The organism is Streptomyces sp. JLSY215, from assembly GCF_059682825.1.
Window position 1 is genome coordinate 2,173,996 of the sequence record NZ_CM185022.1, and the last position, 16,885, is coordinate 2,190,880.

General features: G+C 70.5%; 18 protein-coding genes. 5 read left to right on the forward strand and 13 right to left on the reverse strand.

Features of this window, described 5'->3' with window-relative positions; genetic code table 11:
- Positions 1 to 15 precede the first annotated feature (15 nt).
- From AC5677_RS09785 to AC5677_RS09830, 10 genes are all read right to left on the reverse strand, one after another.
- Positions 16 to 555, reverse strand: a complete 540-nt coding sequence (locus AC5677_RS09785; protein ID WP_497194628.1) for a TetR/AcrR family transcriptional regulator — start codon at positions 553 to 555, stop codon at positions 16 to 18.
- Positions 555 to 875 carry a DMT family transporter gene (locus AC5677_RS09790; protein ID WP_497194629.1) on the reverse strand — a complete coding sequence of 107 codons (321 nt, stop codon included), beginning with the start codon at positions 873 to 875 and terminating at the stop codon, positions 555 to 557. Before AC5677_RS09790 ends, AC5677_RS09785 begins: the two co-directional genes overlap by 1 nt.
- 139 nt (positions 876 to 1,014) lie before the next feature.
- Positions 1,015 to 1,344: a metal-sulfur cluster assembly factor gene (locus AC5677_RS09795; RefSeq protein ID WP_497194630.1), complete on the reverse strand. Its 330-nt coding sequence runs from the start codon at positions 1,342 to 1,344 to the stop codon at positions 1,015 to 1,017.
- The gene (gene sufU, locus AC5677_RS09800; RefSeq protein ID WP_497194631.1) at positions 1,341 to 1,799 is read right to left on the reverse strand and encodes a Fe-S cluster assembly sulfur transfer protein SufU; all 459 of its coding nucleotides are present in this window, start codon (positions 1,797 to 1,799) and stop codon (positions 1,341 to 1,343) included. Before sufU ends, AC5677_RS09795 begins: the two co-directional genes overlap by 4 nt.
- A 55-nt stretch (positions 1,800 to 1,854) precedes the next feature.
- Positions 1,855 to 3,111, reverse strand: coding sequence for a cysteine desulfurase (locus AC5677_RS09805; protein WP_497194632.1), 1,257 nt, complete (start codon positions 3,109 to 3,111; stop codon positions 1,855 to 1,857).
- On the reverse strand, positions 3,108 to 3,872 hold the full coding sequence (gene sufC / locus AC5677_RS09810; RefSeq protein ID WP_403507295.1) for a Fe-S cluster assembly ATPase SufC: 765 nt from the start codon (positions 3,870 to 3,872) through the stop codon (positions 3,108 to 3,110). The genes AC5677_RS09805 and sufC overlap by 4 nt, the downstream gene beginning before the upstream one ends.
- 7 nt (positions 3,873 to 3,879) lie before the next feature.
- Entirely contained in the window at positions 3,880 to 4,197 is a 318-nt protein-coding gene (locus tag AC5677_RS09815) for a non-heme iron oxygenase ferredoxin subunit (protein ID WP_083104538.1), read from the reverse strand.
- Entirely contained in the window at positions 4,194 to 5,378 is a 1,185-nt protein-coding gene (gene sufD / locus AC5677_RS09820; protein ID WP_497194633.1) for a Fe-S cluster assembly protein SufD, read from the reverse strand. The genes AC5677_RS09815 and sufD overlap by 4 nt, the downstream gene beginning before the upstream one ends.
- 61 nt (positions 5,379 to 5,439) lie before the next feature.
- Positions 5,440 to 6,861, reverse strand: coding sequence for a Fe-S cluster assembly protein SufB (gene sufB, locus AC5677_RS09825; protein ID WP_053926972.1), 1,422 nt, complete (start codon positions 6,859 to 6,861; stop codon positions 5,440 to 5,442).
- Entirely contained in the window at positions 6,858 to 7,718 is an 861-nt protein-coding gene (locus AC5677_RS09830) for a helix-turn-helix transcriptional regulator (protein ID WP_497194634.1), read from the reverse strand. The genes sufB and AC5677_RS09830 overlap by 4 nt, the downstream gene beginning before the upstream one ends.
- A gap of 159 nt (positions 7,719 to 7,877) precedes the next feature.
- On the opposite strand from AC5677_RS09830, the gene AC5677_RS09835 reads away from it, so the two are divergent.
- The 4 genes from AC5677_RS09835 to AC5677_RS09850 all read left to right on the forward strand — a co-directional run bounded on the left by AC5677_RS09835 (position 7,878) and on the right by AC5677_RS09850 (position 11,746).
- Positions 7,878 to 8,804: an ABC transporter ATP-binding protein gene (locus tag AC5677_RS09835; protein ID WP_497194635.1), complete on the forward strand. Its 927-nt coding sequence runs from the start codon at positions 7,878 to 7,880 to the stop codon at positions 8,802 to 8,804.
- Positions 8,801 to 9,625: an ABC transporter permease gene (locus AC5677_RS09840; protein ID WP_497194636.1), complete on the forward strand. Its 825-nt coding sequence runs from the start codon at positions 8,801 to 8,803 to the stop codon at positions 9,623 to 9,625. The genes AC5677_RS09835 and AC5677_RS09840 overlap by 4 nt, the downstream gene beginning before the upstream one ends.
- Positions 9,626 to 9,789: 164 nt before the next feature.
- Positions 9,790 to 10,671, forward strand: a complete 882-nt coding sequence (locus AC5677_RS09845) for an MBL fold metallo-hydrolase (RefSeq protein ID WP_497194637.1) — start codon at positions 9,790 to 9,792, stop codon at positions 10,669 to 10,671.
- A gap of 70 nt (positions 10,672 to 10,741) precedes the next feature.
- Positions 10,742 to 11,746 (forward strand): COX15/CtaA family protein, encoded by a 1,005-nt coding sequence (locus AC5677_RS09850; RefSeq protein ID WP_497194638.1) that lies wholly within the window; start codon positions 10,742 to 10,744, stop codon positions 11,744 to 11,746.
- Here the strand turns inward: AC5677_RS09850 and AC5677_RS09855 are convergent.
- From AC5677_RS09855 to AC5677_RS09865, 3 genes are all read right to left on the reverse strand, one after another.
- On the reverse strand, positions 11,719 to 12,783 hold the full coding sequence (locus AC5677_RS09855; RefSeq protein ID WP_497194639.1) for an amidohydrolase: 1,065 nt from the start codon (positions 12,781 to 12,783) through the stop codon (positions 11,719 to 11,721). The two genes, AC5677_RS09850 and AC5677_RS09855, sit on opposite strands and share 28 nt — an antisense overlap.
- A 131-nt stretch (positions 12,784 to 12,914) precedes the next feature.
- Positions 12,915 to 13,292, reverse strand: coding sequence for a hypothetical protein (locus AC5677_RS09860; RefSeq protein ID WP_497194640.1), 378 nt, complete (start codon positions 13,290 to 13,292; stop codon positions 12,915 to 12,917).
- Between the two features lie 49 nt (positions 13,293 to 13,341).
- On the reverse strand, positions 13,342 to 14,292 hold the full coding sequence (locus AC5677_RS09865; RefSeq protein ID WP_497194641.1) for a heme o synthase: 951 nt from the start codon (positions 14,290 to 14,292) through the stop codon (positions 13,342 to 13,344).
- A 479-nt stretch (positions 14,293 to 14,771) separates the two neighbouring features.
- Here AC5677_RS09865 and tkt point away from each other — a divergent pair, with 479 nt between their 5' ends.
- The gene (gene tkt / locus AC5677_RS09870) at positions 14,772 to 16,874 is read left to right on the forward strand and encodes a transketolase (protein WP_497194642.1); all 2,103 of its coding nucleotides are present in this window, start codon (positions 14,772 to 14,774) and stop codon (positions 16,872 to 16,874) included.
- The last annotated feature ends 11 nt before the right edge of the window (positions 16,875 to 16,885 follow it).

The following is a 16,885-nucleotide window of genomic DNA, read 5'->3' on the forward strand; positions in this document are numbered from 1 at the left end:
GCGCGGGCCCCGGCCTCAGCCCAGCACCGAGGCCAGTCCGGCGCGCAGCGCGGCCGGTTCGAAGGGCTGTCCGGTGAGCAGATGCTGGAGCACCAGCCCGTCGGTGAAGGCCACCACGGCGCGGGCGGTCGGGAGATCGCCGATCCGCTCCCCGAGCAGCTGCGCCATCTCGTCCAGGCAGGCGGCCGCGATCGGGCGCACCGCCACATGCCGCAGCGCCGCGAGATACAGCTCGTACTCCAGCTCCCGCCGAGCCCGGTCCCCGCCCAGGAGGTCCGCCACGTAGCGCATGACCTCCTCGCCGAGCGGCACCGCCGGGTCGATGCCCACCACCCATCGCGCGAATTCGGCCAGGCACTCCCGGTTGATCTGCTCCAGCGCCGCGACCAGCAGATCGTCCAGGGTGCGGAAGTGGTACGTCGTCGATCCCAGCGGCACATCGGCGGCGGCGGCCACCGCCCGGTGGCTGAGCCCGGCGATCCCACGCTCGCCGACCACGCGGATCGCTGCGTCGATGATCCGCTGCCGCCGGTCGGGGTCGTAGCGCCGCGCCATCAGTGCGCCCCGTCCAGGTTCAGCGCCACGACCCCGGCGATGACCAGCAGCACCCCGAGGATCTTCAGCGCGCTGGTGCTCTCCCCGAGGAAGACCATGCCGATCGCCGCGATCACGGCCGTGCCGGCCCCGGACCAGATCGCATAGGCGGTCCCGACGCTCATCGTCTTCAGCGTCCGGGCCAGCAGCGCGAAGGCGATGAGGTAGCCCACCACGGTGCCCACCGAGGGCCAGAGCCTGCTGAGCCCGTCGCTGTACTTCATCGCGGTGGTCGCGAGTATCTCGGAGAGGATCGCGGCGCCCAGCGTCACATAGACCATGCGTACGAGCGTACACAGCGTTGCGTACGGACGTACACAACGGCGCCCGGGGAAAAGCCACGGAAAGACGAACGGCCGTGCCCGCCAGGACGTCCTGGCGGGCACGGCCGTATCGCGCCGTGCGTTGCGGGGGATCCCGTCAGACGTTGAAGCCGAGCGCGCGCAGCTGCTCGCGGCCGTCGTCGGTGATCTTGTCGGGGCCCCACGGGGGCATCCAGACCCAGTTGATCTTCAGCTCGTTGACGAGGCCCTCGGTGGCCGACTTCGCCTGGTCCTCGATGACATCGGTCAGCGGGCAGGCCGCGGACGTCAGCGTCATGTCGATGGTGGCGATGTTGGCGTCGTCGATGTGGATGCCGTAGATCAGGCCCAGGTTGACGACGTCGATGCCCAGCTCGGGGTCGACGACGTCGTACAGCGCCTCGCGGACCTCTTCCTCAGAGGCCGGCTTGGTGGTCGTTTCCGTCATGCGGTCTTCGCCTCCTCGGAGAGAGCTTTGGCCGTGGCGTCCTTCCAGGCCATCCAGCTGAGCAGGGCGCACTTCACGCGCGCCGGGTACTTGGAGACACCGGCGAACGCGACCGCGTCCTCCAGCACCTCCTCCATCGCGTCATCCGGCTCCACCTGGCCCTTGGACTGCATCAGCTCCAGGAACGTCTCCTGGATCTTCTGCGCCTCGCCCAGCTGCTTGCCGACCAGAAGCTCGTTGAGGACGGACGCCGAGGCCTGGCTGATGGAGCAGCCCTGCCCCTCGTACGACACATCTTCAATCTTCGCGCCGTCCAGCCGCACGCGCAGGGTGATCTCGTCACCGCACGTGGGGTTGACGTGGTGCACCTCCGCGTCGCCGTCACGCAGACCGCGCCCATGGGGGTGCTTGTAGTGGTCCAGGATGACGTCCTGGTACATGGAATCCAGCTTCACGACTCAGTCAGTCCTCGTCCTCATCCGCTGCGCTTGGTTGTCCGGCCGCATTTCCTCAACCGAAGAAGTTGCGTACGTGCTCAAGCCCCTCGACCAGGGCGTCGACCTCGGCGGGGGTGGAGTACAGATAGAACGACGCTCGCGTGGTCGCGGGAATTCCGTACCGCAGGCAGACGGGGCGGGCGCAGTGGTGACCCACCCGGACCGCGATGCCCTGTTCGTCCAGCACCTGGCCGACGTCGTGCGGGTGGATGTCGCCGAGCGTGAAGGAGATCGTCGCGCCGCGGTCCTCGGCCGTGCCGGGGCCGATGATGCGCAGGTCGGGGACCTCCAGCAGCCGCTTGACGGCGTACTCGGTGATCGCGTGCTCATGCTCGGCGATCTTGTCCATGCCGATCGAGGTGAGGTAGTCCACGGCCGCGCCGAGGCCCACGGCCTGCGCGATCGGGGGCGTACCGGCCTCGAACTTGTGCGGCGCGGGCGCGTACGTCGAGGAGTGCATCGAGACGGTCTCGATCATCTCGCCGCCGCCCAGGAACGGCGGGAGGTCCTCCAGCAGCTCCTGGCGGCCCCACAGGACGCCGATGCCGGTCGGCCCGCACATCTTGTGGCCGGTGAAGGCGACGAAGTCGGCCTGCAGCGCCTGGACGTCCAGCACCATGTGCGGGGCGGCCTGCGAGGCGTCGATGCAGACCAGCGCGCCGACTTCCTGGGCGCGCCGGACGATCGTCTCGACCGGGTTGATCGTGCCCATGATGTTGGAGACCAGCGTGAAGGAGACGATCTTCGTCTTCTCGGTGATGATCTCGTCGATGTTGGACAGGTCGAGGCGGCCGTCGTCGGTGATGCCGAACCACTTCAGCTTCGCGCCGGTGCGCTGCGAGAGCAGCTGCCACGGGACGATGTTGGAGTGGTGCTCCATCTCCGTGATGGCGATCTCGGTCTCGCGGTCCACGCGGTAGGGCTCATCGGCCCAGCCGAGCATGTTGGCCACGAGGTTGAGCGACTCCGAGGCGTTCTTGGTGAAGATCACCTCGTTGCGGCTCGGTGCGTTGATGAAGGCGGCGACCTTGTCGCGCGCGCCTTCGTACAGCGCCGTGGCCTCCTCGGCGAGCACATGCACGCCGCGGTGGACGTTGGCGTTGTGGCGTTCGTAGTAGGCGTTCAGGGCGTCGAGGACCTGGCGCGGCTTCTGGGACGTCGCGGCGTTGTCCAGGTACACGATCTTCTTCCCGTCGTGGACCTGACGGTCCAGGAGGGGGAAGTCCTTACGGATCGCCTCTGTGTCGAGGAGGCCCGGCAGCTGTGTCACGCGGTTGCGCCACCCTTCGTGTAAGCCTCGTAGCCCTCGGCCTCCAGCTTGTCGGCGAGCTCGGCGCCACCGGATTCGGCGATGCGGCCGTTCGCGAACACGTGGACGTGGTCGGGCTTGATGTAGCGCAGGATGCGCGTGTAGTGGGTGATCAGCAGAGTGCCGACCTGGCCGGTCTCGCGGACGCGGTTGACGCCCTCGGAGACGGTGCGCAGCGCGTCGACGTCGAGGCCGGAGTCGGTCTCGTCGAGGATCGCGATGGCCGGCTTGAGCAGCTCCAGCTGGAGGATCTCGTGGCGCTTCTTCTCACCGCCGGAGAAGCCCTCGTTGACGTTGCGCTCGGCGAAGGCGGGGTCCATCTGGAGACGCTCCATGGCCTCCTTGACCTCCTTGACCCACAGCCGCAGCTTGGGGGCCTCGCCGCGGATCGCGGTCGCGGAGGTGCGCAGGAAGTTGGAGACGGAGACACCGGGGACCTCGACCGGGTACTGCATGGCGAGGAAGACGCCGGCGCGGGCGCGCTCGTCGACGGACATCTCCAGGACGTCCTCGCCGTCGAGGGTGACCGTGCCGCCGGTGATCGTGTACTTGGGGTGACCCGCCAGCGAGTAGGCGAGAGTCGACTTGCCGGAGCCGTTGGGGCCCATGATGGCGTGCGTCTCGCCCTGCTTCACGGTCAGGTCGACGCCCTTCAGGATCTCGCGCGGGCCGTTCTCGGCCTCGACGGAGACGTGCAGGTCGTGGATCTCAAGCGTTGCCATGGGGAACTCAGGACTCCTGGGTGACGGAGACGAGCACGTCGTCCCCTTCGATCTTTACGGGGTATACGGGGACGGGGCGCGTCGCGGGAAGGCCGCTCGGCTTGCCGGTGCGCAGGTCGAAGCTCGAGCCGTGCAGCCAGCACTCGATCGAGCAGTCCTCGACCTCGCCCTCGGAGAGGGAGACGTTCGCGTGCGAGCAGATGTCGTTGATCGCGAACACCTCGCCCTCGGTGCGCACCAGGGAAACGGGCGTGCCGTCGATCTCCACCCTCTTGGGGGTGTCCTCCTCCAGCTCGCTGAGTGCCGCTGCGCGTACGTAGCTCATACCGCGGACGCTTCCAGCTCGGCCTCGATCTTGCTCATCAGGCGCTCTTCGACGTCCGGGAGACCGATCTGCTGGACCAGCTCGGCGAAGAAGCCGCGCACGACCAGACGGCGGGCCTCGTCGGCCGGGATTCCGCGGGCCATCAGGTAGAACAGCTGCTCGTCGTCGAACCGGCCGGTCGCCGAGGCGTGGCCGGCGCCGACGATCTCGCCGGTCTCGATCTCGAGGTTGGGCACCGAGTCGACCCGCGCGCCGTCGGTCAGGACGAGGTTGCGGTTGAGCTCGTAGGTGTCCGTGCCGGTGGCGGACGCCCGGATGAGGACGTCGCCGATCCAGACGGCGTGGGCGTCCTGGCCCTGGAGCGCGCCCTTGTACGTCACGTTGGAGCGGCAGTTCGTCGCGTCGTGGTCGACGAAGAGGCGGTGCTCGTGGTGCTGGCCCTGCTCGGTGAAGTAGAGGCCGTAGAGCTCGGCCTCGCCGCCGGGGGCCGCGTACGTGATGCGCGGGTGCAGCCGGACGAGGTCGCCGCCGAAGGTGACGATCACGGACTTGAAGGTGGCGTCCCGGCCGACCAGGGCGTTGTGCTGCCCGGTGTGGACGGCGGTCTCCGCCCAGTCCTGGACCGAGACGACGGTCAGCTTGGCGCCGTCGCCGAGGAGGTAGTCGACGTTGGCGGCGAGCACCGCGTCACCGGTGTGGTCGATGACGACGACCGCCTCGGCGAACGCACCGAGCTCGATGACCTGGTGGCCGAAGGCGGTGCCCCCCTCGCCGTGCACGGTGATCCGGATGGGCTCGGGCAGCACGGTCTCCTTGGGGACCGTGACGACCGAGGCCTTCTCGAAGGAGCTGTACGCCTGCGCCGCGACCCGGTCCACGGGCGTACCGGCCTTGCCGACCCGCGGGTCGCTGCGGTCGACCAGCTCGTGGGTGACGCCCTCGGGCGCGGTGATGTCGATCTTCAGGTCGGGGCCGCCGGCCACGGCGGAGCCGTCGTGCAGGCCCTTCAGCCGCGCGAGGGGAGTGAAGCGCCACTCCTCCTCACGGCCGTGCGGCACCGGGAAGTCCGCCACGTCGAAGGACGGCGGGGCGCTCATCCGGGTGGCGACGGTGGACTCCGCGGCCACCGCGATGGAGCCGGTGGTCGTGGAACCTGCCGGGATGTTCTGAGCCTCAGCCATGGCTGTCGTAGTGCTCGCTTTCTGCGTCAAGAAGGGTGCTGCGGGCGGGACGGGCGGCGGGTCAGCCGACCGCGCCCTCCATCTGCAGCTCGATCAGCCGGTTGAGCTCCAGGGCGTACTCCATCGGCAGCTCACGGGCGATCGGCTCGACGAAGCCGCGCACGATCATCGCCATCGCCTCGAACTCCGTCAGGCCACGCGCCATCAGGTAGAAGAGCTGGTCCTCGCTGACCTTGGAGACGGTCGCCTCGTGGCCCATGGAGACGTCGTCCTCGCGGACGTCGACGTAGGGGTAGGTGTCCGAGCGGGAGATCGTGTCCACCAGCAGGGCGTCACACAGCACGTTGGACTTGGAGCCCGCGGCGCCCTCGCCGATCTCCACCAGACCGCGGTAGGAGGTCCGGCCACCGCCGCGCGCCACCGACTTCGAGACGATGTTGGAGGAGGTGTTCGGCGCCATGTGGACCATCTTGGAACCGGCGTCCTGGTGCTGGCCCTCGCCCGCGAAGGCGATGGACAGCGTCTCGCCCTTGGCGTGCTCACCCATCAGGTAGACCGCCGGGTACTTCATCGTCACCTTGGAGCCGAGGTTGCCGTCGACCCACTCCATGGTCGCGCCCTCGTAGGCGACGGCGCGCTTGGTGACCAGGTTGTAGACGTTGTTCGACCAGTTCTGGATGGTCGTGTAGCGGCAGCGGCCGCCCTTCTTGACGATGATCTCCACGACCGCGGAGTGCAGCGAGTCCGACTTGTAGATCGGCGCCGTGCAGCCCTCGACGTAGTGGACGTAGGCGTCCTCGTCGACGATGATCAGCGTCCGCTCGAACTGGCCCATGTTCTCGGTGTTGATCCGGAAGTAGGCCTGCAGCGGGATGTCGACGTGGACACCCTTGGGGACGTAGATGAACGAGCCGCCGGACCACACCGCGGTGTTCAGCGACGCGAACTTGTTGTCGCCGACCGGGATGACCGTGCCGAAGTACTCCTGGAAGAGCTCCGGGTGCTCCTTGAGCGCGGTGTCGGTGTCCAGGAAGATGACGCCCTGCTCCTCCAGGTCCTCGCGGATCTGGTGGTAGACGACCTCGGACTCGTACTGCGCGGCGACACCGGCGACCAGGCGCTGCTTCTCCGCCTCGGGGATGCCGAGCTTGTCGTAGGTGTTCTTGATGTCCTCGGGCAGGTCCTCCCAGGAGGCGGCCTGCTGCTCGGTGGAGCGGACGAAGTACTTGATGTTGTCGAAGTCGATGCCCGACAGGTCCGAGCCCCAGTTGGGCATGGGCTTCTTGTCGAACAGCTTCAGGCCCTTGAGACGGAGCTTGAGCATCCACTCCGGCTCGTTCTTCTTCGCCGAGATGTCGCGGACGACGTCCTCGGAAAGACCGCGCTTGGCGGAGGCGCCGGCCACGTCGGAGTCGGCCCAGCCGTATTCGTAGTTGCCCAGGCCCTCGAGCTCAGGGTGAGCAGTCTCCGTGGGGAGCGTCATGCGGGGTTCCTCCCGGCCGTGCTGGCAGATGCTGTGGTGGTCTTTGTGGTGTGCTCACCGGTGCGGTGAGCTGCCTTGCCGGCCCCGGCCTTCGGGATGAAGGTCGTACACACTCCGTCGCCGTGGGCGATGGTGGCAAGACGCTGTACGTGGGTCCCGAGCAGTCGGGAGAAGACCTCGGTCTCCGCCTCGCACAGCTGCGGGTACTGCTCGGCGACATGGGCGACCGGGCAGTGGTGCTGGCAGAGCTGTTCACCGAGCTGTGGGTTGGGCGCGCTGCGCGCCGTAGCAGCGTACCCGTCCGCGGTCAACGCCTCGGCAAGGGCCTGGGTACGGGCCTGCGGCTCGGCGGCCTCGACCGCCTCGCGGTAGCCGGCGGCCTGCGCCGCGAACCGCGCGCGGGCGAACGCGGCGACCGCCGCCTCACCCATGGCGCCGCCGCCGGCGGACTGCGCGATCCAGCGCAGCGCGTCGGAGGCCAGCTGGTCGTAGGCCTGGTCGAAGGCGTCCCGGCCGCAGTCGGTCAGGGCGAAGGCCTTGGCGGGGCGGCCGCGGCCGCGTGCGCCGTAGACCCGCTTCTCGCGGGGCTCGACGACACCCTCGGCGGCCAGCGCATCCAGATGGCGGCGCACCGCCGCCTGGGTGAGCTCCAGGCGCAGCGCCAGCTCGGCCGCGGTGGACGGACCGTGGTCGAGAATGGAGCGGGCGACCCGATTGCGGGTGCCGTGCTGCTCGTCGTGCGCCGGCGGGACGGGATGTGCGGCCCGGGACTGCGCGGACGGCTCGGGCGCGGCGGGGGCCGGCCCGGCGGTCGGCTCGACCGCGGGTGCTCCCTGATCCTCGCTCGGGTTTTTCACAACGTCATTGTTGCGTAATTCGCCGGAGCGATTCAACCCACGTCCGGATGACGGACTGGTGGTCTCCATCACTTAGGGTCACCTATCTTCGGGGCGGCCATGGCCGAACCCGAGCCCCCGCGCACCGGCGCCCGGCGTCCGCTCCGTAAACTGCCCGCCATGCGAACCGAGCCTGCCGTCGAGGTCGTCGGCCTGGTCAAGCGATACGGGACCAAGACCGCCGTCGACGGGCTCGACCTCACCGTCGCGCGCGGCGCGGTGACCGCCGTTCTCGGCCCGAACGGCGCCGGCAAGACCACCACCGTGGAAACCTGCGAGGGATACCGCCGTCCGGACGACGGCACGGTCCGCGTCCTGGGCCTGGACCCCGTCGCCGACGCCACCGCGCTGCGCCCCCGGATCGGCGTCATGCTCCAGTCCGGCGGCGTCTACGCGGGCGCCCGCGCCGAGGAGATGCTGCGGCACACCGCCACCCTGCACGCCCACCCCCTCGACGTCGGCCCGCTCATCGAGCGGCTCGGCCTGGGCAGCTGCGGCCGTACGCCCTACCGCCGGCTGTCCGGCGGCCAGCAGCAGCGGCTCGCGCTGGCGATGGCCGTCGTCGGCCGCCCCGAGCTGGTCTTCCTCGACGAGCCCACCGCCGGCCTGGACCCGCAGGCCCGGCGCGCCACCTGGGACCTCGTACGGGAGCTGCGGACCGACGGCGTGAGCGTCGTCCTCACCACCCACTTCATGGACGAGGCCGAGCAGCTCGCCGACGATGTCGCGATCATCGACGGCGGCCGGGTCATCGCCCAGGGCAGCCCCGAGGAGCTGTGCCGCGGCGGCGCGGAGAACAGCCTGCGCTTCTCCGGCTGGCCGGGGCTCGATGTCGCCTCCCTCCTCAAGGCGCTGCCCTCCGACAGCGCCGCCACCGAAGTCACCCCGGGCACCTACCGCGTCAACGGCAAGGTCGACCCGCAGCTCCTGGCCACCGTCGCCTCCTGGTGCGCCCAGAACGGCGTCATGCCCGACGCGATAGCCGTCGAGCGGCACACCCTGGAGGACGTCTTCTTGGAGCTCACCGGTAAGGAGCTGCGCGCATGACCGCCACCGAGCCCGCGACCGCCACCGGGGCCGCCGCCACCGCCGGTACCTTCACCCCGCGGCCCGGGGCGGCCCCGCTGCCCCGGATGATTCGCGCACAGGCGGCCCTGGAGACCAGGATGCTGCTGCGCAACGGCGAGCAGCTGCTGCTGACCGTCGTCATCCCGACGCTGCTACTGGTGCTCTTCTCCGCCGTCGACATCATCGCCGTGCCCACGGACACCGCGGGCGGTTCGGGGAAGGCCGTCGACTTCCTGGCGCCCGGCGTCCTCGCCCTCGCCGTGATGTCCACCGCCTTCACCGGCCAGGCCATCGCCACCGGCTTCGAGCGCCGCTACGGCGTGCTCAAGCGGCTCGCCGCCTCGCCGCTGCCGCGCTGGGGGCTGATGACCGCCAAGACCTGCGCGGTGCTGGTCACCGAGGTGCTGCAGATCGCGCTGCTGACGGCGGTCGCCCTCGCCCTGGGCTGGTCCCCGCACGGCAACCCCGTCTCCGTGGTGCTGCTGCTCCTCCTGGGCACCGCCGCGTTCTCGGGCCTGGGCCTGCTGATGGCGGGCACGCTCAAGGCGGAGGCCACCCTCGCCGCCGCCAACCTGGTGTTTCTGCTGCTCCTGGTGGGCGGCGGGGTCATCGTCCCGCTGACGAAGTTCCCGGAGGCCGCGCAGTCGGCGCTGGGGCTGCTGCCGATCTCGGCGCTGTCGGACGGGCTGCGCGAGGTGCTGCAGCACGGGGCCGGTGTGCCGTGGGGGGACCTCGGCGTGCTCGCCGGGTGGGCGGTGCTGGGGCTCGGGGCGGCGGCCAGGTTCTTCCGCTGGGAGTGAGCGGCCGGATGGCTCGTTGATCCGGTCACCCCGCGCGCATGCCTTGTCATGGCCATGCCTTCATTCCTTGCTCTCATTCGCTGCGGTGCAGAGCGGCCGCCACCGGCAAAAACAAGATCCGGCGCCCCTTCCCCTTTCGCCGGCCACCGAGGAATCTCGTGGTCATGACCAACGCATCCACCGACTGGTACGTGGACGACCGCTGCACCAACTGCGACGTCGCCCGGCAGCTCGCACCCGGCCTGATCGGCGAGGCCGGCAACCGCTCCGTGATCCTGCGCGAACCGGCCGACGCGGCGGAGGAGCGCCGGTTACAGGCCGCCGCGTTCGCCTGCCCCACCCGCTCCATCCGCCCCGGCACCGGCCGGCTGGACCCGGCGCAGGACCCGTTCCCGCTGGCGCTCGACGACACCGTCCATCTCTGCGGGCACAACTCCCCCCACACCGCCGGGGCCAACTCCTACCTTCTGCGGCGCCCCTCCGGGACCCTGATGATGATCGACACCCCGCGCTGGAGCGAGGCGCTGGCCTCCCGGTACGAGCGGCTCGGCCGCGTCACCGACGTCCTCCTCACCCACCGTGACCACGCGGCACACGGCCGCCGCTACGCCGACCGCTTCGGCGCCCGGCTGTGGATCCACGAGGGCGACCTCGACGCGGCCCCCGACGCCGACCGCGTCCTTCGCGGCACCGAGGACGTCGAGATCGCCGAGGGTGTCCACGCCGTGCCGCTGCCCGGCCACACCGAGGGCAGCGTGCTCTATCTGGCCGACGACCGGTACTGCTTCAGCGGCGACAGCTTCTACTGGTCGCGGACGACCGGCGACATCGAGATCGCGCAGAGCGTGACCTGGTACTCCATCGAGGAGCTGGCGGCCTCGCTGGCACGCACCGTCGGCCGGCTCCGCTTCGCATGGCTGCTGCCCGGCCACGGCGACCGCAGACAGCTGCCCGCCGAACAGATGGCGCAGCGGATGCGGCAACTGGCCGTGCGCGCCCAGGACATGCGGCCGCAGCCGGTCGATTTCACGGCTCTGCGCTGGTGACGGCGGATGGGGGACGCCCGGAAGGGGCCCTCGTGAAAACTCGCACAAGCCGCCGCCTACGATGGCAACCGTGCCGAACACGCTGAATCCCCTCGAGCTGATCGCCCGCCGCTGGCAGCCGTCCGCCCGCTTCGTGCAGCGGGCCGCGCTGGCGACCGTCGTCATGGCCGTCATCATCGTCGTGACGGGAGGCGCGGTCCGGCTCACCCAGTCCGGGCTGGGCTGCACGACCTGGCCCAAGTGCACCCCGGACAGCCTGACGCCGACCGCGGCGATGGGCATCAACGGCATCATCGAGTTCAGCAACCGCATGCTGACGGATGTGCTGTGCGTGGTCGTCGGCCTGTTCATCATCGCCGCGCGCGCCCGGCACCCGCGGCGCCGCTCGCTCACCCGGCTCGGCTGGGCGCAGTTCTGGCTCGTCATGAGCAACGCCGTGATCGGCGGCATCACGGTCCTGACGGGCCTGAACCCGTACATCGTCAGCTCCCACTTCCTCGCGGCCACGGCCCTGCTCACGGTCGCCGTACTGAGCTGGCAGCGGGCGGGCGAGGGCGACGAGGAACCGCGTGAGCTGGTGGCCCGCCCGGTGCGGCAGCTGGCCTGGCTGCTGGTCGCGGCGACCGGCGCGCTCACGGTCATCGGCTCGGTGGTCACCGGCGCGGGCCCGCACGCGGGCGACGCCAAGAAGGTCCACCGCATTCCGCTGAACTGGCAGGAGATCACGCAGCTGCACGTCGACTTCGTCTACATCGTGGTCGGCCTGAGCGTGGCGCTGTGGTTCACCCTGCGGGCCGTCAAGGCCCCGGCGGCGCCGCGCCGGCGGGTCCTGGAGCTGTTCGTCTGCCTCGCCCTGCAGGGCGTCATCGGCTACGTCCAGTACTTCATGGGCCTGCCGGCGCTGGTCATCGGGTTCCACATGCTCGGATCGGCCATGGTGTGGCTCTGCGTGCTGCGGGTCGCGCTGGCGCTGCGCGACCGCGGTCCGCTGCAGGAGGAGGAGCCCGTCGTGCCCGCCCCCTCCGACGGGCACGAGGCGCCCGGTCCTCAGGTGGCCGCCGCGTCCAGCCGGTAGACCCGGCGCGCCGTCCCCGACCCGACCATCTCGGTGATGACCGGCCCGTCCTCCGGGCCGCACATCCCCTCGTCGGTCCACTCCCGCACGACCCGCTCCATGGCCCGTACGAACAACCGCGCCCCGGTGACGTAGAGCTCGGGCAGCCCGTGCGCCCCCGAGGAGAACAGCAGCTTGCCGAACGGCGCCTGGCCGAGGGTCTCCTCGGGGCTCGGTCCGGCGTCCGCGTAGACATGGGCGTGCACCGCGGCGAGCTGCGCCGCCCGCCGGTGGTGCGGCACCGGTGGCAGCAGGACGACGTCCGCGCCGATCCCGGTCGTGGCCTGCAGGAAGCCCGCCAGCGGCCGGGGATCGGGGCAGTGCAGCTGGACGGGCAGCCCGGTGGCCATCGCGCTCCACAGCAGATGCCGTACCAGCGTCGGCTCGCCGAGCCGTCCCCCGGGACGGCGGCCGCTCAGCCAGCGTTCCGCGGCGCGCCGTACCTCGCCGGCCTGCGGGGCACGCCCGTCGCAGTAGGTGGCGCCGGAGGCGAAGGCGGTGGCGTGCTGGGCCGCGGCGTAGAGGGCCTCGGCGGTGTAGGTGATGAAGGAGTCGACGCTGCCCGAGGTGTCGGCGACCTGTTCGGCGAGTGATTCCAGGCGTACGACCTCATGGGCGCGGGCCTCGGCGGCGGCGGCCAGCTCGGCGGCCGAGGTCAGTTCGCTGGGGGCGCCGACCTCCAGCAGGAACGTGCCGATGCCGGCGCCGCGCAGCAGCAGCCGGCCGGCGCGGAAGGCGCCGATCTCGCGCCGGCGGGCCAGATAGCGGGCGGGCGCGCAGTGCGGCTCCAGGCCCAGCAGCGGGGGGCACCAGCGGCGCAGCGCGAGGCCGGTCCAGCTGTCGAAGTAGCTCGTGCCCGCCGGGGCCGGGCCGTGGGCGCCGGCCGCGGCGGCCAGCTGGGCCTCGAACGAGCCCAGGCCGAGTTCGCCGTGCAGCGCGCCATGGCTGTGCTGGTCGATGAGCGGGGGCTGATCTGCCAGGAAGGTATGGCCGTCCATCCGGTCCTCCTACCCAAGAGCCCGCCGGGCGCGAACGAAGCGCCGCGCCCGGTGGCTTAACGGGTGAGGAGGTGGTGAGGTAGCGGGCTCCGCTTGTGGCGTGCGCCCCGGCGCACGCCACCCGGCGGCCGTCAGGCGTTGGCCGGGCCGCCCAGCTGCAGGCCCGCCATCCGGGACCACTCGTAGCGGCCGGTGCGGACCTTGGCGGCGAGCTCGCCGTCGAAGTCGTCGTGCACTTCGAGGCCGGCCAGCGCCGCGGCGTCCTTGGCGGCCTCGAAGGTGTCGGCGACGAGATTGCCCCACTCGCCGTTGGCGCCGACCAGGGCGATCCGGGTGCGGCCGCGGCCGATGTGGGCGAGCTGACCCTCGGCGCTGCCGCCGTGCGCGTCGGCGAAGGCGCGGATCTGCCGGGCGAGCCTGGCCGTACGCTTCCGGTCCCGCTTGCCGGCCTGGGCGCCGGTGGTGCTGCCGGCCGTCTCCACCTGCTGGGTGTCTGCCATGAACAGCATGCTACCCGCCGGTAATCACCTGAGGAAGAGGCGGCCGGCGGGTCGGTGGTCAGCGCAGGAAGGGGTCCACGGCGACGGCCACGAACAGCAGCGAGACATAGGTGATGGACCAGTGGAAGAGCCGCATCTCCTTGAGCTTGGCCCCGGTGATCCCGGCCTTGGCGCGGGCCTGCAGGCCGTGCGCCTCCTTGAGCCAGAACGCTCCGCAGACCACCGCGACCGCGGTGTAGAACCAGCCGGTGTAGCCCAGGGGCTGGAGCAGCAGCGAGACGGCGACCATGACCCAGCTGTAGGCGACGATCTGCCGGGCCACGACCTTGTTGCCGGCGATGACCGGGAGCATCGGCACGCCGACCCGCTCGTAGTCGTCCTTCACCTTCATCGACAGCGGCCAGTAATGCGGCGGCGTCCAGAAGAAAATGACGAGGAACAGAATCAGCGCGGCCCAGGAGACCGAATTCGTCACCGAGGACCAGCCGATGAAGACCGGCATACAGCCCGCGATTCCGCCCCAGACAATGTTCTGTGCGGTGCGCCGCTTGAGGATCATCGTGTAGACGACGACATAGAAAAGCAGCGCCCCGAGGGACAGCATTGCCGACAGCGGGTTGACGAGGAACCAGAACCAGGCGGTGGAGCCGACCGCGAGGGTGGTCGCGAAGACCAGGCATTCGCGCGGCGAGACCATGCCGGTGACCAGCGGCCGCTGCGCGGTGCGGTCCATCAGGGCGTCGATGTCGCGGTCGATGTACATGTTGTAGGCGCCCGCGCCGCCGGCCGAGAGATAGCCGCCGATGCAGGTCGCCAGCACCAGCCACAGATCGGGGACGCCCTTGGCCGCCAGGAACATCACCGGCACGGTGGTCATCAGCAGCAATTCGATGACCCGCGGCTTGGTCAGCGCGATGAATGCCTTGACGCGAGCCGGGAACGGCCGCTTTCCGGGACTCCCGGAGACCTCAGAGAGCGCCCCCGCAGGACGGGATTCGACGGCCGTCACGCACACCCCTGGAAGTAACTTCAGCGGCCATTGCCGCAGAGATAAGGCCCGCAAGCCCAACCGCCGAAGCGGCGGTAAAGCTTGCGCGTACCACGCCACTTTAGACGTTGGCGAGAGAGCGATCTTCGCGGGGGTGCGGTCGTGTTGGGCGCCGCCCCCTGGCCTGGGGGCGGCGGCATTCCCGCGACGTTCGCCCGGCGTTCAGGAGGCGAACGGCACCACGGCCCGGCAGTCTGGTCGTATGGCCGGCGCATCCGGGGCGGGATCACCCGATGTCGTGACTTGGCTGCGCAAAGCGACGACTGCCCGTGCCGCCACCCGCCGACTGAGCACCCAGGACGCCGACTGAGCACCGGCTGAGCGCCGAAAACACCGACTGAGCGTCGAAAAGGAGCGCGCACCGGCGGGGGTAGGCTCGGCACCGCCGGAGGGCAAACCGTTCCCGGCGTTCGACATGTGGAGAGGAGCCCTGACTCAGGGTGAGCACCAAGCCGACCACCACAGATTTCGAGTGGACCGATCTGGACAAGCGGGCGGTGGACACCGTCCGCGTCCTGGCCATGGATTCCGTGCAGAAGGTCGGCAACGGCCATCCGGGTACGGCCATGAGCCTGGCGCCCGCCGCCTATGTTCTCTTCCAGAAGCTGATGCGGCACGACCCGGCGGACGCGGACTGGACCGGCCGCGACCGGTTCGTCCTCTCCGCGGGCCACTCCAGCCTGACCCTCTACATCCAGCTCTACCTGGCCGGCTACGGCCTGGAGCTCGATGACCTCAAGGCCTTCCGCACCTGGGGCTCGAAGACCCCCGGCCACCCGGAGTACGGCCACACCACCGGCGTGGAGACCACCACCGGCCCGCTGGGCCAGGGTGTCGCCAACGCCGTGGGCATGGCGATGGCGGCCCGCTACGAGCGCGGCCTGTTCGACCCCGAGGCGGCGGCGGGCACCTCCCCCTTCGACCACACCATCTGGTGCATCGCCGGTGACGGCTGCCTCCAGGAGGGCATCTCCGCCGAGGCCTCCTCGCTCGCCGGCCACCAGAAGCTCGGCAACCTCGTCCTGCTGTGGGACGACAACCACATCTCCATCGAGGGTGACACCGAGACCGCGGTCTCCGAGGACACCTGCAAGCGCTACGAGGCCTACGGCTGGCACGTCCAGCGGGTCGCGCAGCTGCCCAACGGCGACCTGGACCCGGCCGGTCTGGCCAAGGCCCTGGAGGCCGCCAAGGCCGAGACCGGGCGCCCGTCCTTCATCGCGGCCCGCTCGATCATCGCCTGGCCGGCCCCGAACGCCCAGAACACCGAGGCCGCGCACGGCTCGGCGCTGGGCGACACGGAGGTCGCGGCCACCAAGCGCGTCCTGGGCTTCGACCCGGAGCAGTCCTTCGAGGTCGCCGACGAGGTGCTCGCGCACACCCGCGCCGCCCTGGACCGCGGCCGCGACGCCAAGAAGGAGTGGGAGAAGTCGTTCGCCGCCTGGCGCACGGCCAACCCGGAGCGCGCCGCCGAGTTCGACCGGATCGCCGCGACGGACCTCCCCGAGGGCTGGGAGGAGCACCTCCCGGCGTTCGAGCCCGGCCACGCGGTCGCCACCCGCGCCGCGTCCGGCAAGGTGCTGCAGGCGCTCGGCGCGGTCATCCCCGAGCTGTGGGGCGGCTCCGCGGACCTCGCGGGCTCCAACAACACCACGATCGACAAGACGTCGTCGTTCCTGCCGGAGGGCAACCCGCTGCCGGGCGCCGACCCGTACGGCCGCACGATCCACTTCGGCATCCGCGAGCACTCCATGGCCGCGGAGATGAACGGCATCGCGCTGCACGGCAACACCCGCATCTACGGCGGCACCTTCCTGGTGTTCTCCGACTACATGCGCAACGCCGTCCGGCTGTCCGCGCTGATGCACCTGCCGGTGACGTATGTGTGGACGCACGACTCCATCGGTCTGGGCGAGGACGGCCCGACCCACCAGCCCATCGAGCACCTGGCCTCGCTGCGCGCCATCCCGGGCCTGAACATCGTCCGCCCGGCCGACGCCAACGAGACCGCCCTCGCCTGGCGCGAGATCCTCAGGCGCTACACGAAGAAGTTCGGCGTGGGGGCCCCGCACGGCCTCGCGCTGACCCGTCAGGGCGTGCCGACGTACCCGGCCAACGAAGACGCCGCCAAGGGCGGCTACGTCCTCTTCGAGGCCACCGGCCCCGATGGGCAGAGCACCGCGCCCCAGGCCGTCCTGATCGGTACCGGCTCCGAGGTGCAGCTCGCCGTCGAGGCGCGCGAGCAGCTGCAGGCCGCCGGCATCCCGACGCGGGTCGTGTCGATGCCTTCGGTCGAGTGGTTCGAGGAGCAGGACCAGGCGTACCGCGACAGCGTGCTGCCGCCGTCCGTCAAGGCCCGTGTCGCCGTCGAAGCCGGCATCGGCCTGACCTGGCACCGCTACGTCGGTGACGCCGGGCGCATCGTCTCGCTGGAGCACTTCGGTGCCTCGGCCGACGGCAAGGTCCTCTTCCGCGAGTTCGGCTTCACCGCCGACGCGGTGGCGGCCGCCGCCCGGGAATCTCTTGACGCGGCTGCGCGCTGACGCCCGTATAC